The sequence below is a fragment of the Rubrivivax gelatinosus IL144 genome, assembly GCF_000284255.1.
GTDB classification, from domain to species: Bacteria; Pseudomonadota; Gammaproteobacteria; order Burkholderiales; family Burkholderiaceae_C; genus Rubrivivax; species Rubrivivax gelatinosus_A.
This window is the reverse complement of record NC_017075.1, coordinates 4,791,613-4,816,817: the sequence shown is the minus strand read 5'-3', so window position 1 is coordinate 4,816,817 and position 25,205 is coordinate 4,791,613. Positions and strand designations below refer to the sequence as shown.

The window sequence follows — 25,205 nt, the reverse complement described above, 5'->3', positions numbered from 1 at the left end:
GTTCAGTGCTTCTGGAAGGCGAGCGTGACTTCGCCGAGGCGAACGCCGAACTTGCTCATCTCGGCCTTGTTCAGCATCACCTTGTCGTCCATCTGGAACATCCAGTCGTCGAACTGGACCTCGTAGACGCTGCCGTCGACCGGCAGCTTCAGCGTGTAGCGCCAGTTCAGCGCGTTGCCGGCGGCCGTGCCCAGGGCGACGCCGACGACGTCGTCGGCGCGGCCCTCGTAGCGCCCGCCGCCCAGCGACTTGAGCTTCCAGACGCGGCGCTCGGTCTTGCCGTCGCTGTAGGTGAAACGTTCGTCGAGCACGCCGTCGTCGCCGTTCCAGGTGCCGGTCATCTGCACCGTGAAGCGGCGCACCACCTTGCCCGAGCGGTCGGCGAACATCCCGTGCGCCGTCATCTCGCCGTTGAAGAAGGTCTTCAGGTCGAGCTTGGGGCTCTCGGCGGCGTAGTCGGCGGGGGTCGGGCCGGCGCAGCCGGCCAGCGCCGCGGCGGCGGCCAGCCCTAGCAGCAGGCGTCGGTTCATCGTGGGTTCTCCTCGTCGAGTCGGTGCCGCCAGCGCCACAGCAGCGCGGCGGCGGCGGTTTTCAGCACACAGGGCAGCAGGCAGTAGGCGGCGGCCAGCGCCGCCAGCGCCTGGGGTTCACGGGCGCCCGGCGCGTAACCCGCCAGGCCCAGCAGCGGCAGCGCCAGCCCGGCGGCCAGCGCCAGGTTCAGCTTGGTGGCCAGGTTCCACCAGCCGAAGTACGCGCCTTCGCGGCCGCCGTGGCCGGCGCCGCGCACGATGCCGGCCAGCAGCGCGCCGGGCAGCGCCAGGTCGGCGCCCAGCGCGACGCCGCTGGCCACGCAGACCGCGGCGAAAGCCGTCGTGTCGCCCGGCCCCAGCGTCGCCGCCCAGACGAAGGCGGCGACGGCCAGCGCCATGCCGGCCAGCCAGGCGCCGGCCAGGCCGAGGCGCGGCACCAGCCTCACCCACAGCGGCATCGCCAGCGCGCCGGCGGCGAAGTAGGCGGCCAGGAACACCGGCTCCCAGGACTGGGCCTGCAGCCGGTCGCGCACGAAGAACAGCACCAGCGTCGCCGGCACCGCGCTGGCGATGCCGTTGACGAGGAAGACGGCGAGCAGGCGGCGGAAGGCCGGCGTCGCCAGCGGTGCGCGCCAATCGAAGCGCTGGGCGGCCGGCGCCGGCTCGGCGCGCGGTGCACCGGCCAGCAGCAGCAGCGCGAGCGCCAGCGCGACGGCGAAGACCGCGCTGGTGGCCTGCAGCCCGGCCAGCGAGGGCAGCACGCTGGCGACCAGCACGCCGGCCAGCGCCAGCCCTTCGCGCCAGGAGACGATGCGTGCACGCACCGCGGCGTCGCCACCCAGGCGCGCGCCCCAGGCCTGGTGCAGCACGGCGAGCAGGCTGTAGGCCAGGTAGGCGGCGACGAGCAGCGCCGCGCACCAGGCCAGCAGCGCCGTGCCGCCGGCCACCGGCGGGAAGAACAGGCCGTGGAAGGCGGCGGCCAGCAGCAGCGCCGCCGCCGCGGCGACGGCCAGCAGCCGCGCCGGCGAGCCGGCGAACAGGCGGTCGACGAGGCGGCCGATCGCCGGGTCGACGACGGCGTCGAACGCGCGCACCGCGAGCAGCAGCGCGCCCAGCGTCGCCAGCGGCACGCCGTATTCGGCGGCGTAGTGCGCCGGCAGCAGCACGTACAGCGGCAGCGCGACGAAGGCCAGCGGCAGGCCGAGCGCGCCGTAGCGCAGGCCGTCGGCGAAGCCGCCACGCCAGCGCGGCGCCGCGCCGGCGCCCGCGCGTGTCTCCAGGCCCATGGCGTTCATCCGATCTGGCCGAGCAGGCGCGAGCGCAGCGTCGGCTCCGAGGTCTGCGGCGCCAGCCAGATGCCGAAGAAGCGGCGGCCGAACTCGGTGTCGTCGAGCTCGCCCATGCGCCGGCCGTTGGCGTAGAAACGCGTGCCGCCGTCGGCTCCGCGCACGCCGACCAGGCGGTCGCCGGGCTTCACGTCGGGGAACATCGTGGCCATCGCCTGCTGCCAGGCCCGGGCCTGGGCCTCGGGCAGTTCACCCTGGCGGCGCATCTCGGCGATCGAGCGCTCGGCGATGTCGCGGCCGGCGAAGCCGCGCGCGTAACGGATCTCCAGCGCCAGCGGCGCGTCGGCCCAGCGCTCGGGCGCGAAGCCCTCGCCGGTCCACAGCCGGGCGTCGTAGATCGCGAAGCCGAGCACGCGCAGCCGGCCTTCGCCGCGCAGCGCGAGCGGCGCATAGGCGGCCAGCTCGGGCGGCGGCGTCAGCGGCCGGGACGCGAGCACCACGCCGGGGGCGAACGCGGCGGCCAGCAGGGCGCGACGCGTGGCGTCCATTCAGGTCCGGCGCAGCGTGAACTGCACGACGTCGGTGTTGCCGGTGGCGAAGGCCGCCTCGCAGTACGCGAGGTAGAACTCCCAGATGCGCACGAAGCGCGTGTCGAAGCCCTGGGCGCGCACCGTGTTCTCCTGGGCGAGGAAGGCCACGCGCCAGCGGCGCAGCGTCTCGGCGTAGTCGGCTCCGAAAGCGAGTTCGCCGACGACCTCCAGCCCGGCCTTGCGCGCCTCGGCGCGGAAGGCCGAGGCGCTGGGCAGCAGGCCGCCGGGGAAGACGTACTGCTGGATGAAGTCGGTCGAGCGCAGGTAGCGCGCGAACAGGTCGTCGCGGATCGTGATCGACTGGATGCAGGCGCGGCCGCCGGGCTTGAGCCGGTCGCGCACGGTGCGGAAGTAGCTGCCCCAGTACTCGCGGCCGACGGCCTCGAACATCTCGATCGAGACGACGGCGTCGAACGGGCCGTCCTGGATGTCGCGGTAGTCCTGCAGCCGCAGGTCGGCCTGGGTGCCCAGGCCCAGGCGCGCCAGGCGCTCGCGGGCGTAGGCCAGCTGCTCGGTCGACAGCGTGACGCCGGTGACGCGGGCACCGAACTCGTTGGTCGCGGCCTCGGCCACCGCGCCCCAGCCGCAGCCGATCTCGAGCACGCGGTCGCCGGCGCGCACGCCGCACTCGCGCAGCGCGCGCCGCACCTTGGCGCGCTGGGCCTCGGGCATGGGCTTGCTCGTGTCGCCGTCGAACCAGGCGCTCGAGTAGTTCATCGTCTCGTCCAGCCAGAGCCGGTAGAACGTGTTGCCCAGGTCGTAGTGGGCGTGGATGTTCTTGCGGCTGCCGCGGCGCGAGTTGCGGTTGAGCAGGTGCTTGAAGCGGTGCAGCAGCGAGCCCCACCAACGGCCGTAGATCGCGTCCTCGACGGCCTCGCGGTTGGCGATGAACAGCTGCAGCAGCGCGACGACGTCGGGCGAGGTCCAGAGGCCGTCGAGGTAGGCCTCGGCGAAGCCGATGTCGCCGCTCTTGAGCGTCGCCGAGCAGACGCTCCAGTCGAGCATGCGCATCGAAGCGCGCGGCTCGCCTTCGCGGCCGGTGCCGAAATGGGCCAGGCTGCCGTCGGGCAGCTGCACGTCCAGCGTGCCGACGGCCAGCCGCCGCAGCAGGCGGAAGACGGTGCGGGCGGCCGCGGGAGCGGACTCGGGCAGGGCGAAGGCGTTGGCGGTCGTCGTCGTCATGGCGGTTCCTGGGTCAGCGGGTCGTGAACGCCCGGGGCGGTTCGGGCTTGCTGATGAACGGCACGCGCTTGAGCCATAGCTGCAGCGCCTGCCAGTGGATGCGCACGATGACGCCCAGGGACATCATCGGCATGCCGAAGAAGGCCGCGCGTGCGGCGGCCGCGGTCAGCGGGGCCAGGCGGCCGCTGACGCTGGTCAGCAGCAGCGGGCCCTCGTCGTCGTCGTGGTCCACGCGCGCCACCGTGCGCTCGGCGGTGCGCAGGAAGCGGAAACGGTAGCGGCCTTCGACGCGGCAGAACGGCGAGACGTGGAAGACCTTGCGCGCGACGAGCTCGCGGCCCCAGCGCAGGTCCTCGCCGGCGAGCAAGTAGCAGTGGCGCTCGCCGAAGGTGTTGTTGACCTCGGCGACGATCGCCGCCAGCGAGCCGTCGCGCCGCTCGCAGTACCAGAAGCTCACCGGCTTGAAGACGTAGCCCAGCACGCGCGGGTAGGTGTGCAGCCAGATCTCGCCGTCGGCGTCGGCGATGCCTTCGGCGGCCAGCAGTTCCTCCAGCCAGGCCAGCGAGTCGGCGCGGCCGTCGCCGTGGTCGGCGTCGTGGAAGGCCACGAGGCCGAAGCGGTTGCGCCGCACCGCGGCCTCGGGCGCGGCGCGCAGCCGTCGCATCGGCAGCAGCATGAAGTAGGTCGTGTACTCGAAGGCGTGCCCGGCCGGCTTCAGGCGCCGGTGGCGCACGACGCCGGTGCCCAGCAGGGCCTGCGGCGTGGTGCCCGTGGTGGCGTCCATCACGCGGCCTCGTGCAGCGCCGGGCGGCCGGCCTGCCAGTGGGCGCGCACCGCGCGCACGACGTCCAGCGCCGAGGCCAGGCCGTCTTCGTGGAAGCCGTAGCGGGTCCAGGCGCCGCAGAACCAGGTGCGGCTGCGGCCCTGCAGCGCCGGCACGCGGCGCTGGGCCTCGATCGCGCCGAGGTCGAACACCGGGTGTGCGTACTCGATCTCGCGGAAGACGGTCTCCGGCGCCGGCTCGATCTCGGGGTTCAGCGAGACGATGACCGGCTTTGTCCAGGGCAGCGGCTGCAGCCGGTTGAGCAGGTAGTGCAGGCAGACGGCGGCCTGCTCGCGGCCGCGGTCGGGCGAACGCACGTAGTTCCACGAGGCCCAGGCCAGCTTGCGCTGGGGCAGCACCGAGGCGTCGGCGTGCACCACGGCGCGGTTGGGCTGGTAGCGGATCGCGCCGAGCACGGCGCGTTCGTCCTCGCTGGCGTCGGCCAGCAGCGCCAGCGCCTGGTCGCTGTGGCAGGCCAGCACCAGTTCGTCGAAACGCTCGGTGCCCGCCGTCGAGGTGACGGCCACGCCGTCGGCATCGCGGCGCACCTGGAACACCGGGCTGGACACGCGCGCGTCGGCGATGCGCGGCAGCATCTTCTCGACGTAGTTGCGGGCGCCGCCGCGCACGGTGTGCCACTGCGGCCGGTCGTTCACCTGGATCAGGCCGTGGTTGTGGCAGAACCGGATCATCGTCGCGACCGGGAAGCGCAGCATCTGTTCGGTCGGGCAGGACCAGATGCAGCCGATCATCGGCAGGAAGTACCAGTCGCGGAAGTCGTTGCCGAAGCCGTGGCGGTCGAGGAACTCGCCGATCGGCTCGGCCAGCGCGTCCTCGGCGCTGGCCTCGGCGATCGCGGTGGCCAGGCGGTTGAAGCGCACGATCTCGGCCAGCATCTTCAGGAAGCGCGGGCGCAGCAGGTTGCGGCGCTGGGCGAAGACGGAGTTCAGGTCCGAGCCGCTCCATTCCAGGCCGTGCTCGCGCGCCTGCACCGAGAACGACATGTCCGACGGTGCGGTTTCGACGCCGAGTTCGGCGAACAGGCGCAGCAGGTTCGGGTAGGTGCGGTGGTTGAAGACCAGGAAGCCGGTGTCCACGCCGTGCGTGACGCCGTCGACCGTCAGGTCGATCGTGTTCGTGTGGCCGCCGAAATAGTCGCCCGCCTCGAACAGCGTGACGCGGGCATCGGAGGACAGTTCGTAGGCAGCGGCCAGGCCGGCGATCCCGGAGCCGACGACAGCGACGCGGCGCATCAGCGACTCCCCGCCGCGCCGTGCGCGTTCAGGTGGACCCGACCCCGGAGGGCCGGCGTACCGCACGAGGCGGTACGCCGGGAGAGAAAGACTGCCGTGCGGCGGCGCTGAGCGAACGAGGGAGGGAGGGAGGAGGAGGAGAAACGCTCAGGCTTGGCAGACAGGAGACCCGTGAGTCCGCACGACAGGAGAACTGCGGCCGCGTTGGCGACCTTCTTGCCCGCTGTGACCGGCGTCGGCGCGCAAAGTTCCGCAGACCTTGACGGCGGACAGGTGGCGGAACGTGGGATCTGCTGCGGCATCGGCGTCATGTGAACCTCTCGGTATGCTTAGTGACTATACAGTCACATTTAAGTTCTTGCAGTGCAGGTCGCGGCTTTGACGATGTCTTGTCCTGTTCAAACGTGCGACTTAGGCCTATATTAGGTCAACTTTCGAAATCCATCATGGCTTTGTCCAGGACAACACCAAGGCGCTGCGGATGAACGAGCGCACCAACGTTGAAGCGCTGACGCTGTCGATCGCCGCCGTCGAACGCGACACCGGCCTCAGCAAGGACACTTTGCGTGTCTGGGAGCGTCGCTACGGCTTCCCGTCCCCCTCGCGCGATCCGCAGGGCGAACGCGCCTACCCCCTGGAACAGGTCGAGAAGCTCCGCCTCATCAAGCGCCTGCTCGATGCCGGCCACCGCCCCGGCCGCATCGTCCCGATGCCGGCCGCCGAGCTCAACGAACTGACCGCGTCCACCGTCGACCAGCCGCAGCGCCGCGCCGACAACACGGTGGCCTCCGCCGACCTGGAGCGCGCCCTCGACCTCCTGCGCCGCCACGACCCCGCCGGCCTGCGGCGCGAGCTCGGCCGGATGCTGGTGCGCCACGGCATCTCGCGTTTCGTCGTCGACGTCGTCGCGCCGCTGAACACCGCCGTCGGCGACGCCTGGCTGCGCGGCCAGGTCGAGGTCTACGAGGAGCACCTGTACACCGAGACCGTGCAGAGCCTGCTGCGCCAGGCGATCGCCTCGGTGCCCGAGCCGCTGGACGGCGGCACGCCGTCGGTGCTGCTGAGCACCTTCCCCGGCGAGCCGCACGGCCTGGGCCTGCTGATGTGCGAGACGCTGATGGCGATGGACGGCTGCCGCTGCATCGCCCTGGGCACGCAGACGCCGCTGTGGGACATCGTGCTGGCCGCGGGCGCCTATCGCGCCGACATCGTCGCCCTCAGCTTCTCCGGCTGCATGAGTCCCAACCAGGTCGTCGACGGTCTGGCCGAGCTGCGCGAGAAGCTGCCGGCCGAGGTCGGCATCTGGGTCGGCGGCAGCGCGCCGGTGCTGTTCCGGCGTCGCCTGGAGGGCGTGCTGCCGATCGATGCGCTGGACCAGATCGCGCCCGAGCTGCGCCGCTGGCGCGAGACGCCGCGCTGAACAACCCGACGCGCACGCGGTTGCACGCGGCTGCCTAGACTCGGGCGTCACGACTTCACGAGCCCGCCATGCTGTATCCCGAACTCTTCAAGCAGCTCGAAGCCGTGCGCTGGAACCTCGACACGGACATTCCGTGGGAGCGCTTCGATGCCGCACGCCTCAGCGACGAGCAGGCGCAGACCATCAAGATGAACGCCATCACCGAGTGGGCGGCGCTGCCGGCCACCGAGATGTTCCTGCGCGACAACCGCGAGGACAGCGACTTCTCGGCGTTCATGAGCGTCTGGTTCTTCGAGGAGCAGAAACACTCGCTGGTGCTGATGGAGTACCTGCGGCGTTTCCGCCCCGACCTCGCGCCGACCGAGGACGAACTGCACGCGGTGCGTTTCGAGTTCGACCCGGCGCCGGCGCTGGAGACGCTGATGCTGCACTTCTGCGGCGAGATCCGGCTCAACCACTGGTACCGCCGCGCCGCCGAGTGGCACACCGAGCCGGTGATCCAGGCGATCTACGAGACGCTGGCGCGCGACGAAGCGCGCCACGGCGGCGCCTACCTGCGCTACATGAAGCGGGCGCTCGTGCGCTGCGGCGACGAGGCGCGCAGCGCCTTCGCCAAGGTCGGCGTGCTGATGGCCAGCGCGCGCCGCACCGCGCAGGCGCTGCACCCGACCAACCTGCACGTCAACGCCAAGCTGTTCCCCAACGACACGGTGCAGAGCCGGCTGCCCGACCCGGCCTGGCTCGAAGCCTGGCTGGACCGCCAGATCCGCTTCGACGCCGAGTGGGAAGGCCGCGTCGTCGAACGCATCCTGCACAACCTCAGCCTGCTGTTCGGGCGCAGCTTCGCCAGCGTCCAGGACCTCAACCGCTACCGCAAGGAACTCGGGCGCGGCGCCCAGCCGGCCTGAGCGGCGCCGGGGCTCAGCGCGGCGGCTTCAGGCCGCCCTCGGCCGAGGCCAGCGCCACGGCCGCCTGCACGATCGGGTACAGGCCGTAGATCACCGACAGCGTCACCGCCTGCGCCGGCGCCACGCCCAGCGGGACCAGGCAGACGGCCGCCGCCGCCTCGCGCGTGCCCCAGCCGCCGAAGCTGACCGGCAGCGTCGCCATCAGGAAGATCGGCACCGCGGCGGCAGCCAGCGCCCAGGGCGCCACCGGCGCGCCGACAGCGGCGGCACCGCAGCCCAGCGCCAGCACCGACAAGGCCTGCACCGCCAGCGACAGCAGCACCTGCGCCGCGTACTGCTGCGCCGCCTTTGGGTGCTGCAGCAGCGGCGCCAGCGCACCGGCCAGCCGCGTGCCCACCGCCAGCCCGCGCGCGGCCAGCCGCAGCACGAGCCAGGGCAGCGCGACGAAGGCCGCCAGCAAGCCCAGCAGCAGCGGCCGCGAGCCCCACGGCGCCAGCGCCGGCCAGCGGGTGACGAAGGCCTGCCACTCGGGAGAGCCCAGCCCCCAGACCAGCGCCGCGAGCCCGAGCGCGATCAGCATCCACAGCCCGCTGACGCGGTCGCCGAGCACCGACATCGCCGCCGGCACGCCGGGATGGCCCTGGCGCTGCAGCGCCGTGGCGCGCAGCACGTCGCCGCCGACCACCGCGCCCGGCAGCGCGACGTTGACCGCCACGCCGCGGAAGTAGGTGACGACGGCCCAGCGCCGCGTCACCACCATCTGCATCCAGGCGCACAGCGCGCGCCAGCGCAGCGCCGACACCAGGTTCGCGGCGAAGGCGCTGGCCAGCCCGACGGCCAGCCAGCCGGCGTCGGCCCGGCGCAGCGTGCCCCAGACGTCGGCCGGCCCGGCGAGCCAGAACACCGCCGCCAGCAGCAGCGGCGCGGCGACCAGCCGCCAGCCGCGTTTGGCGAAGCCGCCGGTCACCGGCTGCCGTCGGCCGGCATGCGCGCGCTGCGCACGTGGTACTGCGGCCTCGCCCCGCCTTCGTGATAGATGCGCACCAGCATCTCGCTGATCAGCCCGGCGACGATGAACTGCAGGCCCACGAGCACGAGCATCGTGCCGGCCATCAGCAGCGGCCGGTGGCCGATCTCCTCGCCCAGGATCTTCAGCGCCATCAGGTAGGCCAGGATCAGCACGCCCGGCGTCGCCAGCGACAGCCCCAGCCCGCCGAAGACGTGCAGCGGCCGCTGCCGATAGCGCAGCACGAAGACGATCAGCAGCAGGTCCAGGATGACGCGGAAGGTGCGGTCGATGCCGTACTTGGAAACGCCGCGCGTGCGTGCGTGGTGGCGCACCGGCACCTCGGCGATGCGCGCGCCGGCCTCCTTGGCCAGCGACGGGATGAAACGGTGCAGCTCGCCGTAGAGGTGGATGCGCTCGATGATCTCGCGGCGGTAGACCTTCAGCGCGCAGCCGTAGTCGTGCAGCTCGACCTTGGTCGCCCAGGAGATCAGCCGGTTGGCCATGCGCGAAGGCAGGCGGCGCGAGATCGCGCGGTCCTGGCGGTGCTCGCGCCAGCCCGAGATCATGTCGATCGAATCGTCGGTTTCGAGGCGGTCGAGCAGCGCCGGCAGGTCCAGCGGGTCGTTCTGCAGGTCGCCGTCGAGCGTCGCGACGTAGCGCCCCAGCGCCCGTTCGAAGCCCGCCTGCAGTGCCGTCGACTGGCCGTAGTTGCGTGCCAGGATCACCGGCTTCAGCCAGGGACGTTCGGCGGCGAGCTCGACCAGCAGCTTGTCGCTGCCGTCGCGCGAACCGTCGTCCACGCAGATCAGCTCGAAGCCGCCCGGCCGCGGGGCCAGCGCCTCGTGCACGCGGGCGACGAGGTCGCGCAGGTTCTCGGCTTCGTTGTAGATCGGGATGACGACCGAAACCTCGGGCGCCGTCACCGCCGGCACCGTGCCGGCGGCCATGGAGGAGGAAGAATCGACGGGTTGCAGCATCAGACAGCGCGGGACGTTTCGTGCAGGCAAAGTTTCGTCCCGATGGAATACGCTGCGCATTAGACCCGAGTTAACCCGTAGTCCATCCGCTGGATCGATGTCTTCTTCTGCCCACGTTGGCCTACCACCCGATTCGGGTGTGCGGCGCTGGATCTGGATCGCATTCGCCTATTTCGCGCTGCAGGCCCTGTCGCGGGTGCTCGTGTCGCCGGCGCCGGAACTGGACGAGGCCGAGCAGCTGTTGTGGACGCGCCACCTCGCCTGGGGCTACGGCGCCCAGCCGCCGCTCTACACCTGGCTGCAATGGGCGGTGTTCCAGATCACCGGGCCCTCGATCGCCGGCCTGGCGCTGCTGAAGAACCTGCTGCTGCTGGGCACCTATGCGGCGCTGGCCTGGGCCGCCTGGCCGCTGGTCGGCTCGGCAGCCGGCCTGGTTGCCGCGGCGATGCTGTGGCTGCCGCAGATCGGCTGGGAGTCGCAGCGCGACCTGACGCACACCGTGCTGGCCACCGCCTGCGCGGCGCTGGCGCTGGGGGTGTTCGTGCGACTGATGCTGCGGCCGCGGCCGGCGCTCTACCTCGCCTTCGGCGCCGCGGTCGGGTTCGGTCTGCTGGCCAAGTACAACCTGCTGATCCTGCATGCGCTGCTGGTCGGCACCGCGCTCGTGTCACCGACGCTGCGCGATCGCGTGTTCTCGCGCTGGACGCTGGCGGCCGTCGCCGTGGCGCTGCTCGTCGTGCTGCCGCACGCGGCCTGGGCGCTGCAGCACGCCGCCGAAGTCACCCGCGGCACGGCACAGAAGATGGCGCTGGACCACGGCGACGGCGGCTTCGTGGCGCGCCTGGCCGGCGTCTGGAGCGCGGTGAACGCGGTCGTCAGCATGGTCGCGCTCTGGGGGCTGGTCTTCGGGCTGATGGTCGTGCGTCCGGCCTGGCGCGCCGCCCGCGCCGGGGCCGCGCCGGCGCAGCCGCCGCAGGTGCGCCGCGCGGTGCTCGTCTACTTCGGGCTGCTGGCGCTGATGCTGGTGGCGATGGCGCTGGCCGGTGGCGTGACGCACTTCAAGGGGCGCTGGATGCAGCCGATGCTGTTCCTCGTGCCGCTGGCCGGCTGGCTGCTGCTGCCGGCGGCACCGCCGGCCGCCGCGGTGCGCCGCTTCGAGCTCGCCACCGTCGTGCTGGCCGCGCTGCTGCTGGTGGGCATCACGCTGCGCGCGCCGCTGGCCGGCTGGAAGGCCGATCCCGACGAACTGAACGAACCGGTCGGCGCGCTGGCCGGCGAACTGCGCGCCGTCGCGCCCCGGGTCGACACGCTGGTCGTCTCGCCGCCGCGCCTGGCCGCCGGCTTGCGCCCGCAGTTCCCGCAGGCGCGGCTGCTGCTGCCCGCCGAAGCGGCGGCGGCGCGTGGCGTGACGGTCTACGTCGCCGCCGGCGAGGACGCGGCCGACGAGGCCCGCACGCTGGCCGCGCAGCCCGATGCCCGGCCGCACGAATGGACGCTGCTGCCGCTGTACACGCGCGACGCGCGCCAGGCGCGGCGTTACGCGGCGCTGGTGATCAGGCGCGATTGACCAGCGCGATGCCGGCGCAGACCGCCGCCAGCGCGACCAGCAGGCGCGCCGTCGCCGGTTCGCCGAGGATCAGCACGCCGGCCAGCAGCCCGAACACCGGCGTCAGCAGCGTGAACGCCGACAGCCGCGTCGCCGGGTAGTGGCGCAGCAGCCAGAACCACACGAGGTAGCTGGCGAAGGTGACGACGACGATCTGGAAGGCCAGCGGCCACAGCGCGCCCGGCCCCGGCACCGCCACCAGCGTCTCGCCGCCGGCCCAGGACGCCGCAGCCAGCGCGAGCGCCGACACCGCGAGCTGCCACAGCAGCGTCTTCTCGGGCGCCGCGCTGGCCAGCCGGCTGCCGCGCAGCGTCAGCGTCGTCAGGCCCCAGATCACCGCCGCGGCGACGCCGAGCGCGTCGCCCAGCCACTTGCGGCTACCGGCGGTCGGCGCGTGCAGCCCCTCGGCGAAGGCCCAGACGACGCCGGCGAAAGCCGCCGCCAGCCCGGCCAGCTGCGCCGGGCGCAGGCGTTCGTCGTGCGCGACGAAAGGCATGCCCAGCGCGACGACGAAGGGCGCGAGGTAGATGAAGACCACCATGCGCGAGGCCGCGGTGTGCTGCAGGCCGATGAAGATGCAGCCGAATTCCAGCGCGAACAGCAGCCCCATCGCCAGCCCGGCGCACGCCGTGCCGTCGTGTTCGAACAAGCGGATGCCGCGCCAGCGTGCCCAGGCCGCGACCAGCAGCGCGGCGCCGGCCGAGCGCATCGCGGCCTGCATCAGCGGCGGGATCTCGGCCAGCGCGAGCTTGGTCGCCACCTGGTTCAGGCCCCAGAGCGCGCAGCAGACGACGACGAGCACGACGGCGCGGCCGTCCAGCCGCGCGCGGCGGTCGGTCGGGGACATCGGGGACTTCAGCCTTCGCCGAAGACCGCGCGCCAGAGCGCCAGCACGGCGTCGCGCTGCGGCGCCAGGCGCTCGGGCTCGAACTGCGTCGGCTGCTCGTCCAGGCGTGCGGTGTGCTGCGCGCGGCGCAGCTCGCGGTAGGCGTCGGCGGCGGCGCGGCCGACGCCGGCCGGCAGCAGGCCGCCGTCTTCGGCGATGAGCAGCAGCGCGATGTTGCCCAGGTTGCCGATCAGCTCCGGATGGGTGCGCGAATGCGCCAGCACCAGGTACTGGACGGCGAACTCGACGTCCATCATGCCGCCCGCAGAGTGCTTGACGTCGTAGCGCCCGGCGCGCACCGGATGGGCGTCGCGCACCTTGCGGCGCATCGCGCCGATCTCCTCGCGCAGCGCCTGCGGGTCGCGTTCGGCGACCAGCACCGCGCGCCGCGTGGCGTCGAAGGCCGCGGCCAGAGCCGGGCCGCCGGCGGCGCAGCGCGCGCGCGTGATCGCCTGGTGCTCCCAGGTCCACGCGGTGTTGCTGCCGCGGCCGACCTGGTAGCGCTCGAAGGACGCGATCGAGGTCACCAGCAGCCCCGAGTTGCCGTTGGGCCGCAGCGCGGTGTCGATGTCGAACAGCTCGCCGGCCGCGGTGCGCAGCGTCAGCCAGGTGATCAGCTTGCGCACGAAGGCGCCGTAGATCTCCTGGGCGCGTGCCGGGTCGGCTTCGTCGGCGTCGTCGAAGAGGAAGACGACGTCCAGGTCGCTGCCGTAGCCCAGCTCCTTGCCGCCGAGCTTGCCGTAGGCGATGACGGCCAGCGCCGGCTGCTCGCGGTGGGCCTGGCGGAAGCGGCTCCAGGCCCAGCGCACGGTGATCGCGAGCATGGTGTCGGCGAGTGCCGACAGGTCGTCGGCGACCTGCTCGACGGTCAGCTCGCCTTCGACGTCGCGCACCAGCGTGCGGAAGACCTCGGCGTGGTGCGCCTGGCGCAGCATGTCCAGCAGCCGCTCCTCGTCGCATTCGCCGGCGCGGTCCCAGGCGGCGCGGCGTTCCTCCAGCTCGGCGGCGAAGCTCTCGCGGTCGAAACGCTGGTGCTGCAGCCTGGCGTCGGCCAGTTCGTCGATGACACCCGGGTGGCGCATCAGGTACTGCATCGGCCAGCGCGCCAGGCCCAGCAGGCGCAGCAGCCGGCGCTGGACCTCGGGACGCTCGGCGAGCAGCGCGAGATAACTTTCGCGGCGCAGCAGCGGCTCGACCCAGTCGACGAAACGCAGCGCCGCCTGCTCGGTGCAGCCACCCTCGGCGATGCCGCGTGCCGCGGCCTGCATCAGCCGGCCCAGGCGCAGCCGGCTCTCGTCGCGCAGCGCCTGCACGCGCGGCTGTGTCGCCCAGTGGCGCAGCCGCTCGGCCAGCGCCGCCGGCATCTTCTCCAGCAACTGCTCGCTGTCGATCGGCAGCGGCCCGGTGCCGCACTGGCGGCAGCCGTTGCGGCCCTGGCTCTTGGCGCCGCCGGCGCCTTCCATCAGCAAGGCGTCGAACTCGGCGGCCACCGTTTCGCGCGCCTCGCAGAGGCGGTCGAGCATCGTGCCGGTGTCGCCGCCGTCCAGGCTGGCGGCGATCCAGGCCAGGTCCTCGTCGCCGGTGGGCAGCAGATGCGTCTGCTGGTCGTCGAGGTACTGGATGCGGTGCTCGATGCGCCGCAGCAGCGCGTAGGCGTCGGCCAGGCGCTGCGCGGTCTCGGGCGACATCAGCCCGCCGGCCGCCAGCTTGCCCAGCGCGCGCAAGCTGCTGCGCGTGCGGATCTCGGGGAACTGGCCGCCGCGCACCACCTGCATCAGCTGGACGATGAACTCGATCTCGCGGATGCCGCCGCGCGAGAGCTTGACGTCGTTGGCGCGTTCGGGCCGGCCGGCGGCGCGACGCTGGGCCTCGTCGCGGATCTTGCGGTGCAGCTGGCGCAGGCCCTCGAAGACGCCGTAGTCCAGGTAGCGGCGGTAGACGAAAGGCGTGACCAGCGAGCGCAGCGCCAGCGCGCGCTGCGTGCCGACCGCCGCACGCGGTGCGACGATGCGGCTCTTCAGCCACGCGAAACGCTCCCACTCGCGGCCCTGGACCTGGAAGTACTCCTCCAGCATGCCCAGGCTCACGACCGGCGGCCCCGAGTTGCCGTTGGGCCGCAGCGCCAGGTCGACGCGGAAGACGAAGCCGTCCTCGGTGGTCTCGCCGACCAGAGCGTACAGCCGCTTGGCGACGAAGGCGAAGTACTCGTGGAACGAGACCGGGCGCGGGCCGGCGGTCTGGCCCTCGTCCTCGTAGACGTAGATCAGGTCGATGTCCGACGAGACGTTGAGCTCGCGCGCGCCGAGCTTGCCCATGCCGATGATCCACAGGTCCACCGGGCGGCCGTCGGCGTCCAGCGCCGCGCCGTAGCGTTCGTCGGCGTCCAGGCGCGCCTGGGCCAGCGCCAGTTCCAGCGAGGCCTCGGCCAGCCAGGTCATCGTCGCGGTGACGGTCTCCAGCGGCGCGGCGTCTTCGACATCCAGCACCGCCAGCCGTTCGAGCACCAGCTGGCGCGCGACACGCAGCGCGGCCGGCAGTTCGCGGCCACGTTCGCGCAGCGTGGCGACGAGCGCGACGATGGTCTCGAAACCGGGCGCTCCCGGCGGCAGCAACGCACGCTCGGCTTCGTAGCGGCGCCGGATGCGCTGCACGAAACGGCTGTGCGCCGCCGACGGCGCGGCGCTCTGGACGGCTGACATGGACGACCCTCCGAAGGTCTTGGCTCTTGTCGAGGGCGCCGATTCTGCGCTGAAGGCCCTCGGCGTGCAGGCGGCAGGGCCGAACGTGAACTGCGCGACTGCGCTGACGCAGAATGGCTCCATGAAAGTCGCCGCCGTCCAGATGGTCAGCACGCCCGATCTCGGGCGCAATCTCGAAGCCGCCGCACGCCTGGTCGGCGAAGCCGCCGCCGCCGGCGCCGGCCTCGTCGCGCTGCCCGAGTACTTCTGCCTGATCGGCCTGCGCGACACCGACAAGCTGCCGTTCGCCGAACCCGAGGGCGACGGCGCGATCCAGCGTTTCCTCGCCGACACCGCGCGCCGCCACGGCGTCTGGCTGGTCGGCGGCACGCTGCCGCTGCGTGCGCCCGACGGCCAGCGTGTCTACAACCGCTGCTGCGTCTACGGCCCCGACGGCGTCGAGGCCGCGCACTACGACAAGATCCACCTCTTCGCCTTCGACAACGGCCGCGAACGCTATGCCGAGGCGACGACGCTCGCGCCCGGCGACACCCCGGTGGCGCTGCAGTGCGGGCCGCTGCGGGTCGGCCTGTCGGTCTGCTACGACCTGCGTTTCCCCGAGCTGTACCGCGCGCTGATGGCCCCGCCCTGCGACCTGCTGTGCGTGCCCGCGGCCTTCACCTACACGACCGGCCGCGCGCACTGGGAGCTGCTGCTGCGCGCCCGCGCCGTCGAGAACCAGTGCTACGTGCTCGCGCCGGCCCAAGGCGGCCAGCACGAGAGCGGCCGCCGCACCTGGGGCCACAGCCTGGTCGCCGACCCCTGGGGCGAGGTGCTGGCGGTGCGGCCGGAGGGCGAAGGCGTGGTGCTCGCCGAGGTCTCGGCGCAGCGCCTGGCCGAGGTGCGCACTCAGCTGCCGGCGCTGGCGCACCGGCGGCTGTAGTCAGCGGCTGCCGAACATCATCCGCCGCGCCAGCCAGTGGCGCGCCGGCGCGACCTGCTGCAGCGCCGCCAGGCCGAGACCGCGCGCCAGGCCCAGCCCGGGCAGCTGCCAGGTGAAGCTGCGCGCCAGGAAGTCGGTCGTCGCGATCGTCGCCCAGCGGTCGGGCGAACGCGCCCATTCGACGCGCGCCAGCGCGGCGTCGACGTCGGCCGCATGGCGCAGCGCGGCGACGAGTTCGTGGGCGTCGCGCAGCCCCAGGTTCAGGCCCTGGCCGGCGACCGGGTGCAGCGTCTGCGCGGCGTTGCCGATGCGCACCGAGCGGCCGTCGACCAGCGTGCGTTCGGCATTCAGGCCGAGCGCGAAGTCCTTCAGCGGCGTGATCTCGCGCGGCCGCCCGGCGGCGGCCGGCAGGCGGTCGGCCAGCAGCGCCAGGCGCTGGCGCGCATCGAGTGGGCGCACCGGGTCGGCGTCGCTGGGCACGCACCAGACCAGCGCGGCGCGGCCGTCGGCGCGCGGCAGCAGCGCCAGCGGCCCCTCGCGCGTGAAACGTTCGAAGGCCACGCCCGGCGGCAGGCCGTCCAGCGCCAGCGTGCCGACCCAGGCCGTCTGGCGGTAGTCGTGCACGACGGCCTTGCGCACCTGGCCGGCGAAGACGCCGCCTTCGGCGACGACGGCGAGGTCGAAACACTCGGCGATGTCGGCGTCGAGCTCGACGCCGCCGGCCATCGGCTTGACCGCCTGCACCGCGGTGCCCAGGCGCAGCCGCAGCCGGCGCGGTTCGGCGGCCACGGCGGCCTCCCAGCCGCGCTGCAGCGGCGCGACGACTTCGCCATACGTCGCCACCGCGCCGAGCAGCGGCACGCCCATCTCGGCGGCGCGGATGCGCACCTCGGCGTCGCCGAAGGACGGCGGCTGCTGCGAGACCTGCACCTCGGCGATCGCCTGCGGCGGCGCCCAGTCGACCAGGCGCTGCAGGAACTGCACGCTGCCCAGCGACAGCGCCAGCGTGCGCGGGTCGGCGGCGACGTCGTGCGTCGCCGCTCGGGCGTCGAAGACGGTGATGCGCGCGGCCGGCAGCAGCCGCGCGGCGTGCAGGGCCAGCGCCAGCCCGACCGGGCCGGCGCCGACGACGGCGATGTGGACCTCGTGCATGGGCCGATTCTCGCCGTCCGGCTTGGGCCCGCTCAGGTCGAGGTCACCCAGTCCCGGCGTTCGGGGTGGTCCAGGTGCGGCAGGTGGTTGAAGGCGACCAGCATCAGCCGCTTCGGCGTGATCGCGACCTCGGTCAGCGCGCTGTTGCGGATGCGCAGGTTGAGGTCGATCGTCACCTCGTGCGGCGTGCGCAGCAGGTGGCCGAGCGCGGTGCAGATCGGCCCGCCGCTGGCCACCAGCAGCACGTTGCCGTCCTGGATGCGCTGTACCTCGTCGAGCACGCCGACGATGCCGGCGCGCCAGTCGGCGTAGCTCGGCATGCCCTCGGGCGCGATCTCGCCGGCCATCCAGCGCACCAGCGCCGAGCGCAGCAGCTGGAAGTACCGGCGGTAGGACTCGGGCGTGTCGGCCGCCGGCAGCGGCTCGGGGTGTGCGGCCTTCAGCAGCGCCAGGCTGTCGTACTCGTCGAGCTGCGGCCGCAGCGCTGCCGGCGGCACCGCGCCGTGGCCCTCGGCGATCGCCTCGTAGGAGGCGCGCTGGCGCTTGAGCGAACCGTGGAAGGCGGCGTCGAAGGTGATGCCGCGTTCGCGGAACCAGATGCCCAGCTGGCGGCACTGGCGCTGGCCCAGTTCGCTGAGCACGTCGTAGTCGTCGGCGCCGAACGAGGCCTGGCCGTGGCGCACGAGGTAAAGCGTTCCCATCGCGCCGATTGTGGCCGCCCGGCGCGGGCGCTGCTGTCGCCGCAGCGACCCACTAGCATCGGCCGCATTCCTCTCATCCGTCAGGTTCACACATGCAATACCGCCGTCTGGGCCGCTCTGGCCTGCGCGTCAGCGCGCTCTCGCTGGGCTCCTGGGTCACGTACCACAACCAGGTCGACGTCGACGCCGCCGTCGAGATGATGGCCGCCGCCTACGACGCCGGCGTCAACTTCTTCGACAACGCCGAGGTCTACGCCGCCGGCCAGAGCGAGGTCGTGATGGGCGAGGCGCTGCGCCGCCTGGCCTGGCCGCGCCTGAACTACGTCGTCACCAGCAAGTACTTCTGGGGCCTGGACCGCACGGGCGATGCCGTCAACCGCAAGGACACGCTGAACCGCAAGTACCTGATGCAGGCGGTCGACGGCTCGCTCCAGCGCTTCGGCCTGGACTTCATCGACGTCGTCTACTGCCACCGCCCCGATCCGAACACGCCGATCGAGGAGACGGCGCGTGCGATGAACGACCTCATCGTGCAGGGCAAGGCGCTGTACTGGGGCACCAGCGAATGGAGCGCCGCCGACATCCGCGCCGCCTGGGAACTGGCCGAGCGCCACGGCTGGCACAAGCCGGTGGTCGAGCAGCCGCAGTACCACCTGTTCCACCGCCGCCGCGTCGAGCAGGAGTACGCCCGCCTCTACGAAGACCTGGGCCTGGGCCTGACGACCTGGAGCCCGCTGGCCTCGGGCCTGCTGACCGGCAAGTACCGCGGCGGCGTGCCCGCCGGCAGCCGCGGCGCGCTGGAGAACATGGCCTTCCTGCGCGACGGCCTGACCGACGCGGCCAAGAACGAAGCCGTCGCCAAGCTCGAACCGATCGCCGCCGAACTGGGTGGCACGCTGGCCCAGCTGGCGATCGCCTGGGTGGCCCGCAACCCGCGCGTCAGCAGCGTCATCACCGGCGCCTCGCGCGTCGACCAGCTGAAGGCCAACCTGGGTGCGATGGCGCTGGTCGAGCGCCTGACGCCCGAGGTGATGGCGCGCATCGACGCCGTCACCGCCGGGCTGGCCGACCGCTGACTGTCAGCCCAGCGCCGCGAGCTGCGCCGGCGTGCCGACGTTGTGCCACTCGCCGCGCCAGGCCTGGCCCGAAAGGCGGCCGGCCGCGGCGGCGGCGAACAGCGCCGGGCCCAGCGGCGCGCGTGTGCCGGGCGCGATGCCGGCGACGATCGCCGGGCGCAGCAGCGCCAGGTTGGCGTAGGTCCAGGCGCGCTCGCCGTCGCGTGACAGGCGTCCGCCGGGGCCGAGCGCGAAGTCGCCGCGGGCGTTGAACTCGGGGTTGGGCACCAGCCAGAGGTGGCCCAGGTCGCCGCTGTCCTCGAAGCGGCGGCGGTCGGCGTCGTCGAAGCCGAAGTCCGGCGCGACGATGTCGCCCGAGACGACCCAGAAGGCTTCGTCGCCGTTCGGCGCCAGCCAGCGCAGCGCGGTGGCGATGCCGCCGGCGGTTTCCAGCGCGCCGCCCCAGGCCGCGCCTTCGGCCGACCAGCGGATCGTGAGTCCCCAGCGCGAGCCGTCGCCCAGCGCGGCCTGGAACTGCTCTTCGAGCCAGGCGGTGTTGATGACCACCTCGCGCACGCCGGCCTTCGCCAGCGCCAGCAGATGCCATTCGATCATCGGCCGGCCGCGCACCGGCAGCAGCGGCTTCGGGGTGGTGTCGGTCAGCGGTCGCATGCGCTCGCCGCGGCCGGCGGCGAGGATCAGGGCTCGGGCGCTCATCGGGCGGCAGTGTAGGGGCGCCCTAGAATCCAAGGCTTTCTTCACCCCCGACGGCGCCCACGAGGCCGCCGGCGCAGCATGGCCAAGACCTCCTCCCCTGACACCGCGCTGATGGCCAACGCGGTGCGCGCGCTCGCGATGGACGCGGTGCAGCAAGCCAACTCCGGCCACCCCGGCGCCCCGATGGGCATGGCCGAGATGGCCGTCGCGCTCTGGGGTCGCCACCTCAAGCACAACCCGGCCGACCCGAAGTGGGCCGAGCGCGACCGTTTCGTGCTCAGCAATGGCCACGGCTCGATGCTGATCTACGCGCTGCTGCACCTGACCGGCTACGACCTGCCCGTCGAGGAGCTGCGCAACTTCCGCCAGCTGCACAGCAAGACCCCGGGCCACCCCGAAGTCGACGTCACGCCGGGTGTCGAGACGACGACCGGCCCGCTGGGCCAGGGCATCACCAACGCCGTCGGCATGGCGCTGGCCGAGAAGCTGCTGGCCCAGCAGTTCAACCGCCCGGGCCACGAGATCGTCGACCACCGCACCTACGTCTTCCTCGGCGACGGCTGCCTGATGGAAGGCATCAGCCACGAGGCCTGCGCGCTGGCCGGTGCCTGGAAGCTCAACAAGCTGGTCGCGCTGTACGACGACAACGGCATCTCGATCGACGGCCAGGTCACGCCCTGGTACGTCGACGACGTCGCCAAGCGTTTCGACGCCTACGGCTGGAACGTCGTCGGCCCGGTCGACGGCCATGACGTCGCCGCCGTCGACGCCGCGCTGACCCAGGCCCGCGCCTCGGCCACCAAGCCGACGCTGGTGATCTGCAAGACGACGATCGGCAAGGGCTCGCCCAACCGCGCCGGCACCTCCAAGGCGCACGGCGAGCCGCTGGGCGCCGCCGAGATCGCGCTGGTGCGCGAAGGCCTGGGCTGGAAGCACGAGCCCTTCGTCGTGCCCAAGACCGCCTACGCCGCCTGGGACGCGCGCAAGACCGGCAGCGCCGCGCAAGCCGCCTGGAACAAGGCCTTCGCCGCCTACCGCAGCGCCTTCCCCGAGCTGGCCGCCGAGTACGAGCGCCGCATGAAGGGCGAGCTGCCCGCCGGCTTCGCGCGCATCGCCGCCGACGCCGCGATCGCCGCGCACGACAAGGCCGAGACGGTGGCCACGCGCAAGGCCAGCCAGCTGGCCCTGGAAGCCTTCACCAAGGCCCTGCCCGAGCTGCTCGGCGGCTCGGCCGACCTGACCGGCTCCAACCTGACCAACACCAGCTCGACGCCGGCGCTGCGCTTCGGCGACGACGGCGCGGCCAACGGCGGCCGCCACATCAACTACGGCGTGCGCGAGTTCGGCATGGCGGCGGTGATGAACGGCGTCGCGCTGCACGGCGGCTTCATCCCCTACGGCGGCACCTTCCTCACGTTCAGCGACTACAGCCGCAACGCGATCCGCATGGCCGCGCTGATGAAGCAGCGTGTCGTGCACGTCTTCACCCACGACTCGATCGGCCTGGGCGAAGACGGCCCGACGCACCAGAGCGTCGAGCACGCCGCGTCGCTGCGCCTGATCCCGAACCTGGACGTCTGGCGCCCCGCCGACACCGCCGAGACGACGGTGGCCTGGACGGTGGCGATCGGCAACACCGACCGCCCGACGGCGCTGCTGCTGTCGCGCCAGAACCTGCCCTACGCGCCCAAGGCGACGCTGGAAGACATCGGCAAGGGCGCCTACGTGCTCGCCGAGCCGGCCGAGGTGGGCCTGAAGAAGGCGCCGCAGGCGGTGATCATCGCCACCGGCAGCGAGGTGCAGCTGGCGCTGCACGCGCAGGCGCAGCTGGCCGCCGCCGGCATCGCGGTGCGTGTCGTGAGCATGCCCAGCACGACGACCTTCGACCGCCAGAGCGTCGAGTACAAGCTCTCGGTGCTGCCGGCCAAGCTGCCGCGCATCGCCGTCGAGGCCGGCGTCACCGACGGCTGGTGGAAGTACGGCTGCGCGGCCGTCGTCGGTCTCGACCGCTACGGCGAAAGCGCGCCGGCCGGCGTGCTGTTCAAGCTCTTCGGCTTCACGCCGGAGAACGTCGCCGCGGTCGTGCGCAAGGTGCTCGACCGCTGACCCGGTGGCAGGCACCGTTCGCCTTTGCCCACCACCGCCTGCAGGGCGGCGCGTGACCCGTCGCGCCGCCTGCGGCAAGATCGCTCCCTAGTGGCGCCGGCCGGGCCGCGAGGTCCGGTCGCCCAGGCGCCGAAGCCCGTTCACCTTCACCGTTCAGGAGAGACGACATGACCATCAAGATCGGCATCAACGGCTTCGGCCGCATCGGGCGCATGGTGTTCCGCGCCGCGATCAAGCATTTCGACGACATCGAAGTCGTCGCGATCAACGATCTGCTGGAACCCGACTACCTGGCCTACATGCTGCAGTACGACAGCGTGCACGGCCGCTTCAAGGGCGACATCTCGGTCGACGGCCACACGCTGATCGTCAACGGCAAGAAGATCCGCCTCACCGCGATCAAGGATCCGGCCGAGCTGAAGTGGGGCGAGGTCGGCGCCGACATCGTCGTCGAATCGACGGGCCTGTTCCTGACCAAGGAAACCGCCGAGAAGCACCTGGCCGCCGGCGCCAAGAAGGTCATCATGAGCGCGCCGTCCAAGGACGACACGCCGATGTTCGTCTACGGCGTCAACGACAAGACCTACGCCGGCCAGGCCATCGTCTCCAACGCCAGCTGCACGACCAACTGCCTGGCGCCGGTCGCCAAGGTGCTCAACGACACCTTCGGCATCAAGCGCGGCCTGATGACCACGGTGCACGCCGCCACCGCGACGCAGAAGACCGTCGACGGCCCGAGCAACAAGGACTGGCGCGGCGGCCGCGGCATCCTCGAGAACATCATCCCCAGCTCCACCGGCGCCGCCAAGGCCGTCGGCAAGGTCATCCCCGAGCTGAACAAGAAGCTCACCGGCATGTCCTTCCGCGTGCCGACCTCCGACGTCTCGGTCGTCGACCTGACCGTCGAGCTGAACAAGGAAGCGAGCTACGAGGAAATCTGCGCGGCGATGAAGGCCGCCAGCGAGGGCCCGATGAAGGGCGTGCTCGGCTACACCACCGACAAGGTCGTCGCCACCGACTTCCGCGGCGAGAGCTGCACCTCGGTCTTCGACGCCGACGCCGGCATCGCGCTGGACAAGACCTTCGTGAAGGTCGTGGCCTGGTACGACAACGAGTGGGGCTACTCCTGCAAGGTTCTCGAGATGGTGCGAGTCATCTCGGCCTGAAGACCCTGAACCCGGCTGCGGCCGGGACTCGAAGACGGCCCCCACGCGGGGCCGTTTTTCATGGCCGGCGCGAGTTCAGCGCGCGCAGCGGTGAAAGCGTGTGCCGCCGGGCAGCGCCGCGTCGGCCAGGCGCGCCTGCAACGTCGCGTCGGCGCGCGCGACCCGCAGCCAGTGCTGCGGCGGCGGGGGCGGCAGGGCGACGGCGCGGGCCGTCTTCACGCCTTTGGTCGAGATGGCGGCGAGCCCGCGTTCGGCGTCTTCGCGCGAGTCGTGGCGCGACAGCACGAGGCCGGGGGCCAGCTCCGGCGGCGCCTCCAGCGTCTCGTAGGGCACACGCAGCTTCTGCAGCGCGTCGGCGCGCGAGCGCATCGAGGCGCCGTCGGGGAAGCGGCCGATGTAGACCAGCCAGACCGAGGGCTGGGCCTGGTCGCGCCGCTTCCAAAGGTCGCCCGGCAGGCCGGTGGCGATCAGCGCCTGTTCGGCGCTGGCGGCGTCGGCGTCGTTGAACGGGCCGGCCTCGACGCAGGCGACGCTGGCCGCCGCGGCGCTGGCGGCCTGAGGCGTGACGATGCGGATCGTCTCGGGCTGGATCTGCGCCGCCAGCCGTGCCGGCTCGCGCTGGCCGTGCTGCGGTGGCGGCACGGCGGGGTCGAGCCAGCCCCGCGCCCAGGCGAAGAACAGCAGGTTGGCGCCGATCAGCAGGGCGGCCAGGGCCCTCAGCATGTGTCGTCCCGCAGGCGAACGCTGACCTCGCCGCTGACCAGCGTGTGCAGCGTGCCGGCGCGCACGCGCAGCGCGCCGCGTTCGTCGACGCCTTCGGCGACGCCGTGCAGCGGTTCGGGGCCGGTGGTCGTCACCGGCAGGCCGGCGAGCAGGTCGCGGCGTTCGAAGCCGGCCTGGAAGGCGGCGAAGCCCTGGGCCTCGAAACGCAGCAGCGCCTGCACCAGCGGCGCCGCCACCGCGGCCAGCGCACGCGGCGCGCTGGCCTCGCCGTCGAGCTCCTGCAGGCAAGCGTAGCCGTGGGTCAGGCCTTCGGCCGGCTGCGGCAGCACGTTCAGGCCGACGCCGACGATGCACATGCGGCGCTGGCCGACCGGCACGGTCTCGATCAGGATGCCGCCGAGCTTGCGGCCGCGGCCGGGGCCGTCGAGGATCCAGAGGTCGTTGGGCCACTTCAGCCCGATGCGCGGCGGCGCGACGTCCAGCGCCTCGGCGAGCGCGACGCCGACCGCCAGCGACAGCCCCGACCAGTCGCGCGGCGCCAGCGGCAGCGACAGCGAGAAGGTCAGCGACGCACCCGCCGCACCCAGCCAGTCGCGGCCCAGGCGGCCGCGGCCGCCGGTCTGGTGTTCGGCCACCAGCAGGCAGGGCTCGGTGTCGCCGGCGCGGCGGCCGTAGGGCGCCCGCGGCAGGTCGCCGAAGCCGCGCAGCTCGCCCGGGCGCGTGACCGGCGCGTCGCGCTGGCCGGCCTGGGCGCGGGCGCGTTCGATCAGGCGGGTGTTGGTGGAATCGGTGCTCGCGACGACCTCGACGCTGACGCCGGGCAGCAGCGGCTGCAGCTGTTGCCAGACTTCCTCGGCACCCCAGCGCAGCGGCTCGGCCTGGCCGGCGTGAAATGGCGTGGGCACCGGGGCGTCCATGGTCTCAGCGGCGCTTGGGCGCGAGCATCGTGCCGCGGCAGTTCGGGCTGCCGCAGTGGCAGGCGTATTCCTTCTTAAGCTTGGCGGTGTAGCGCTCGTCGATCACCAGGCCGTAGTCGTAGAAAAGCTCTTCGCCGGCTTCGATGTCGCGCAGCGCGTCGATGAAGACGCGGCCGTCGGCCAGCTGCTGGGCCTCGCAGTTCGGGTCGCAGGCGTGGTTGATCCAGCGCGAGGCGTTGCCGCCGACGTTGGCGTCGATCACGTGGCCGTCGTCGACGTGGAAGTAGAAGGTGTGGTTGGGCTGGGCCGGGTCGTGCGGGTGGCGGCGCAGCGCTTCTGGCCAGTCGATCAGCTCGCCTTTGTATTCGATCAGACGCGTGCCGGCGGCGATCGCCTGCAATGCGAACACCCCCTTGCCGTGCACGCCGCTGCGCCGCACCTGGATGCGTCGCGCATCGCCCCTTGGCGCCGCTGGTTGCACGGTCTTCTTCATTGGGTACATTGAAATTACAGGGGCGCGCGCGTGTGTGCGTGCGCGTGAAAGACGGCGGATTTTAGGCACGGCTTGCTTCGCCGT

General features: G+C 72.5%; 23 protein-coding genes. 7 read left to right on the top strand and 16 right to left on the bottom strand.

The annotated features are described in order from the left end of the window. Positions 1-2: 2 nt before the first annotated feature. From RGE_RS21965 to RGE_RS21940, 6 genes are read right to left on the bottom strand one after another with little or no spacing between them, the layout of a single operon-like run. Complete coding sequence (locus tag RGE_RS21965; RefSeq protein ID WP_014430679.1) at positions 3-530, bottom strand: DUF3833 domain-containing protein; 528 nt, start codon at positions 528-530, stop codon at positions 3-5. Next, positions 527-1,816, bottom strand: a complete 1,290-nt coding sequence (locus RGE_RS21960; protein ID WP_014430678.1) for an MFS transporter — start codon at positions 1,814-1,816, stop codon at positions 527-529. The genes RGE_RS21965 and RGE_RS21960 overlap by 4 nt, the downstream gene beginning before the upstream one ends. Before the next feature lie 5 nt (positions 1,817-1,821). Beyond that, positions 1,822-2,364 (bottom strand): chalcone isomerase family protein, encoded by a 543-nt coding sequence (locus RGE_RS21955; RefSeq protein ID WP_014430677.1) that lies wholly within the window; start codon positions 2,362-2,364, stop codon positions 1,822-1,824. Then, on the bottom strand, positions 2,365-3,588 hold the full coding sequence (locus RGE_RS21950) for an SAM-dependent methyltransferase (protein WP_014430676.1): 1,224 nt from the start codon (positions 3,586-3,588) through the stop codon (positions 2,365-2,367). It lies immediately after the preceding gene. 13 nt (positions 3,589-3,601) lie between these two features. Beyond that, on the bottom strand, positions 3,602-4,372 hold the full coding sequence (locus RGE_RS21945; RefSeq protein WP_014430675.1) for a DUF1365 domain-containing protein: 771 nt from the start codon (positions 4,370-4,372) through the stop codon (positions 3,602-3,604). Continuing rightward, positions 4,372-5,664 (bottom strand): NAD(P)/FAD-dependent oxidoreductase, encoded by a 1,293-nt coding sequence (locus tag RGE_RS21940; protein WP_014430674.1) that lies wholly within the window; start codon positions 5,662-5,664, stop codon positions 4,372-4,374. The genes RGE_RS21945 and RGE_RS21940 overlap by 1 nt, the downstream gene beginning before the upstream one ends. A 481-nt stretch (positions 5,665-6,145) precedes the next feature. On the opposite strand from RGE_RS21940, the gene RGE_RS21935 reads away from it, so the two are divergent. Together RGE_RS21935 and RGE_RS21930 are read left to right on the top strand one after the other, a co-directional pair. Further along, the gene (locus RGE_RS21935) at positions 6,146-7,084 is read left to right on the top strand and encodes a MerR family transcriptional regulator (protein ID WP_014430673.1); all 939 of its coding nucleotides are present in this window, start codon (positions 6,146-6,148) and stop codon (positions 7,082-7,084) included. A 68-nt stretch (positions 7,085-7,152) separates the two neighbouring features. Continuing rightward, positions 7,153-7,992 carry a ferritin family protein gene (locus RGE_RS21930; RefSeq protein WP_014430672.1) on the top strand — a complete coding sequence of 280 codons (840 nt, stop codon included), beginning with the start codon at positions 7,153-7,155 and terminating at the stop codon, positions 7,990-7,992. Between the two features lie 13 nt (positions 7,993-8,005). On the opposite strand, the gene RGE_RS21925 is transcribed toward RGE_RS21930, so the two are convergent. Together RGE_RS21925 and RGE_RS21920 are read right to left on the bottom strand one after the other, a co-directional pair. After that, complete coding sequence (locus RGE_RS21925) at positions 8,006-8,959, bottom strand: lysylphosphatidylglycerol synthase transmembrane domain-containing protein (RefSeq protein WP_014430671.1); 954 nt, start codon at positions 8,957-8,959, stop codon at positions 8,006-8,008. Then, entirely contained in the window at positions 8,956-9,948 is a 993-nt protein-coding gene (locus RGE_RS21920) for a glycosyltransferase family 2 protein (RefSeq protein WP_014430670.1), read from the bottom strand. Before RGE_RS21920 ends, RGE_RS21925 begins: the two co-directional genes overlap by 4 nt. Before the next feature lie 169 nt (positions 9,949-10,117). Here RGE_RS21920 and RGE_RS21915 point away from each other — a divergent pair, with 169 nt between their 5' ends. After that, on the top strand, positions 10,118-11,545 hold the full coding sequence (locus RGE_RS21915; protein ID WP_052311033.1) for an ArnT family glycosyltransferase: 1,428 nt from the start codon (positions 10,118-10,120) through the stop codon (positions 11,543-11,545). Here the strand turns inward: RGE_RS21915 and RGE_RS21910 are convergent. Together RGE_RS21910 and glnE are read right to left on the bottom strand one after the other, a co-directional pair. After that, the gene (locus RGE_RS21910) at positions 11,532-12,431 is read right to left on the bottom strand and encodes a DMT family transporter (RefSeq protein WP_014430668.1); all 900 of its coding nucleotides are present in this window, start codon (positions 12,429-12,431) and stop codon (positions 11,532-11,534) included. The two genes, RGE_RS21915 and RGE_RS21910, sit on opposite strands and share 14 nt — an antisense overlap. Before the next feature lie 8 nt (positions 12,432-12,439). Next, on the bottom strand, positions 12,440-15,169 hold the full coding sequence (gene glnE, locus RGE_RS21905) for a bifunctional [glutamate--ammonia ligase]-adenylyl-L-tyrosine phosphorylase/[glutamate--ammonia-ligase] adenylyltransferase (protein WP_014430667.1): 2,730 nt from the start codon (positions 15,167-15,169) through the stop codon (positions 12,440-12,442). 121 nt (positions 15,170-15,290) lie between these two features. Here glnE and RGE_RS21900 point away from each other — a divergent pair, with 121 nt between their 5' ends. Beyond that, positions 15,291-16,091, top strand: a complete 801-nt coding sequence (locus RGE_RS21900) for a carbon-nitrogen hydrolase family protein (protein WP_014430666.1) — start codon at positions 15,291-15,293, stop codon at positions 16,089-16,091. On the opposite strand, the gene RGE_RS21895 is transcribed toward RGE_RS21900, so the two are convergent. After that, on the bottom strand, positions 16,092-17,243 hold the full coding sequence (locus tag RGE_RS21895; RefSeq protein WP_014430665.1) for an FAD-dependent monooxygenase: 1,152 nt from the start codon (positions 17,241-17,243) through the stop codon (positions 16,092-16,094). 32 nt (positions 17,244-17,275) lie between these two features. Further along, positions 17,276-17,944 (bottom strand): histidine phosphatase family protein, encoded by a 669-nt coding sequence (locus RGE_RS21890; RefSeq protein ID WP_014430664.1) that lies wholly within the window; start codon positions 17,942-17,944, stop codon positions 17,276-17,278. Between the two features lie 92 nt (positions 17,945-18,036). Here RGE_RS21890 and RGE_RS21885 point away from each other — a divergent pair, with 92 nt between their 5' ends. Next, a complete protein-coding gene (locus tag RGE_RS21885) occupies positions 18,037-19,020 on the top strand; it encodes a potassium channel beta subunit family protein (RefSeq protein WP_014430663.1) in 984 nt (327 codons plus the stop codon). A gap of 3 nt (positions 19,021-19,023) precedes the next feature. On the opposite strand, the gene murU is transcribed toward RGE_RS21885, so the two are convergent. Beyond that, positions 19,024-19,716, bottom strand: coding sequence for an N-acetylmuramate alpha-1-phosphate uridylyltransferase MurU (gene murU / locus RGE_RS21880; RefSeq protein ID WP_014430662.1), 693 nt, complete (start codon positions 19,714-19,716; stop codon positions 19,024-19,026). A 78-nt stretch (positions 19,717-19,794) separates the two neighbouring features. Here murU and tkt point away from each other — a divergent pair, with 78 nt between their 5' ends. Together tkt and gap are read left to right on the top strand one after the other, a co-directional pair. Beyond that, positions 19,795-21,822, top strand: coding sequence for a transketolase (gene tkt, locus RGE_RS21875; protein WP_014430661.1), 2,028 nt, complete (start codon positions 19,795-19,797; stop codon positions 21,820-21,822). 167 nt (positions 21,823-21,989) lie between these two features. Beyond that, on the top strand, positions 21,990-22,988 hold the full coding sequence (gene gap, locus RGE_RS21870) for a type I glyceraldehyde-3-phosphate dehydrogenase (RefSeq protein WP_014430660.1): 999 nt from the start codon (positions 21,990-21,992) through the stop codon (positions 22,986-22,988). Between the two features lie 75 nt (positions 22,989-23,063). Here the strand turns inward: gap and RGE_RS21865 are convergent, their stop codons facing one another. From RGE_RS21865 to RGE_RS21855, 3 genes are read right to left on the bottom strand one after another with little or no spacing between them, the layout of a single operon-like run. Further along, entirely contained in the window at positions 23,064-23,711 is a 648-nt protein-coding gene (locus RGE_RS21865; RefSeq protein WP_014430659.1) for a hypothetical protein, read from the bottom strand. Then, a complete protein-coding gene (locus tag RGE_RS21860; RefSeq protein ID WP_014430658.1) occupies positions 23,705-24,628 on the bottom strand; it encodes a biotin--[acetyl-CoA-carboxylase] ligase in 924 nt (307 codons plus the stop codon). Before RGE_RS21860 ends, RGE_RS21865 begins: the two co-directional genes overlap by 7 nt. 4 nt (positions 24,629-24,632) lie before the next feature. After that, positions 24,633-25,121, bottom strand: a complete 489-nt coding sequence (locus tag RGE_RS21855; protein ID WP_014430657.1) for an SET domain-containing protein — start codon at positions 25,119-25,121, stop codon at positions 24,633-24,635. Positions 25,122-25,205: the final 84 nt, after the last annotated feature.

Coding starts and splice junctions, on each gene's coding strand:
- RGE_RS21965 (WP_014430679.1), bottom strand. CDS start 530: ATGAACCGACGCCTGCTGCTAGGGCTGGCCGCCGCCGCGGCGCTGGCC.
- RGE_RS21960 (WP_014430678.1), bottom strand. CDS start 1,816: ATGGGCCTGGAGACACGCGCGGGCGCCGGCGCGGCGCCGCGCTGGCGT.
- RGE_RS21955 (WP_014430677.1), bottom strand. CDS start 2,364: ATGGACGCCACGCGTCGCGCCCTGCTGGCCGCCGCGTTCGCCCCCGGC.
- RGE_RS21950 (WP_014430676.1), bottom strand. CDS start 3,588: ATGACGACGACGACCGCCAACGCCTTCGCCCTGCCCGAGTCCGCTCCC.
- RGE_RS21945 (WP_014430675.1), bottom strand. CDS start 4,372: ATGGACGCCACCACGGGCACCACGCCGCAGGCCCTGCTGGGCACCGGC.
- RGE_RS21940 (WP_014430674.1), bottom strand. CDS start 5,664: ATGCGCCGCGTCGCTGTCGTCGGCTCCGGGATCGCCGGCCTGGCCGCT.
- RGE_RS21935 (WP_014430673.1), top strand. CDS start 6,146: ATGAACGAGCGCACCAACGTTGAAGCGCTGACGCTGTCGATCGCCGCC.
- RGE_RS21930 (WP_014430672.1), top strand. CDS start 7,153: ATGCTGTATCCCGAACTCTTCAAGCAGCTCGAAGCCGTGCGCTGGAAC.
- RGE_RS21920 (WP_014430670.1), bottom strand. CDS start 9,948: ATGGCCGCCGGCACGGTGCCGGCGGTGACGGCGCCCGAGGTTTCGGTC.
- RGE_RS21910 (WP_014430668.1), bottom strand. CDS start 12,431: ATGTCCCCGACCGACCGCCGCGCGCGGCTGGACGGCCGCGCCGTCGTG.
- glnE (WP_014430667.1), bottom strand. CDS start 15,169: ATGTCAGCCGTCCAGAGCGCCGCGCCGTCGGCGGCGCACAGCCGTTTC.
- RGE_RS21900 (WP_014430666.1), top strand. CDS start 15,291: ATGAAAGTCGCCGCCGTCCAGATGGTCAGCACGCCCGATCTCGGGCGC.
- RGE_RS21895 (WP_014430665.1), bottom strand. CDS start 17,243: ATGCACGAGGTCCACATCGCCGTCGTCGGCGCCGGCCCGGTCGGGCTG.
- RGE_RS21890 (WP_014430664.1), bottom strand. CDS start 17,944: ATGGGAACGCTTTACCTCGTGCGCCACGGCCAGGCCTCGTTCGGCGCC.
- RGE_RS21885 (WP_014430663.1), top strand. CDS start 18,037: ATGCAATACCGCCGTCTGGGCCGCTCTGGCCTGCGCGTCAGCGCGCTC.
- murU (WP_014430662.1), bottom strand. CDS start 19,716: ATGAGCGCCCGAGCCCTGATCCTCGCCGCCGGCCGCGGCGAGCGCATG.
- tkt (WP_014430661.1), top strand. CDS start 19,795: ATGGCCAAGACCTCCTCCCCTGACACCGCGCTGATGGCCAACGCGGTG.
- gap (WP_014430660.1), top strand. CDS start 21,990: ATGACCATCAAGATCGGCATCAACGGCTTCGGCCGCATCGGGCGCATG.
- RGE_RS21865 (WP_014430659.1), bottom strand. CDS start 23,711: ATGCTGAGGGCCCTGGCCGCCCTGCTGATCGGCGCCAACCTGCTGTTC.
- RGE_RS21860 (WP_014430658.1), bottom strand. CDS start 24,628: ATGGACGCCCCGGTGCCCACGCCATTTCACGCCGGCCAGGCCGAGCCG.
- RGE_RS21855 (WP_014430657.1), bottom strand. CDS start 25,121: ATGAAGAAGACCGTGCAACCAGCGGCGCCAAGGGGCGATGCGCGACGC.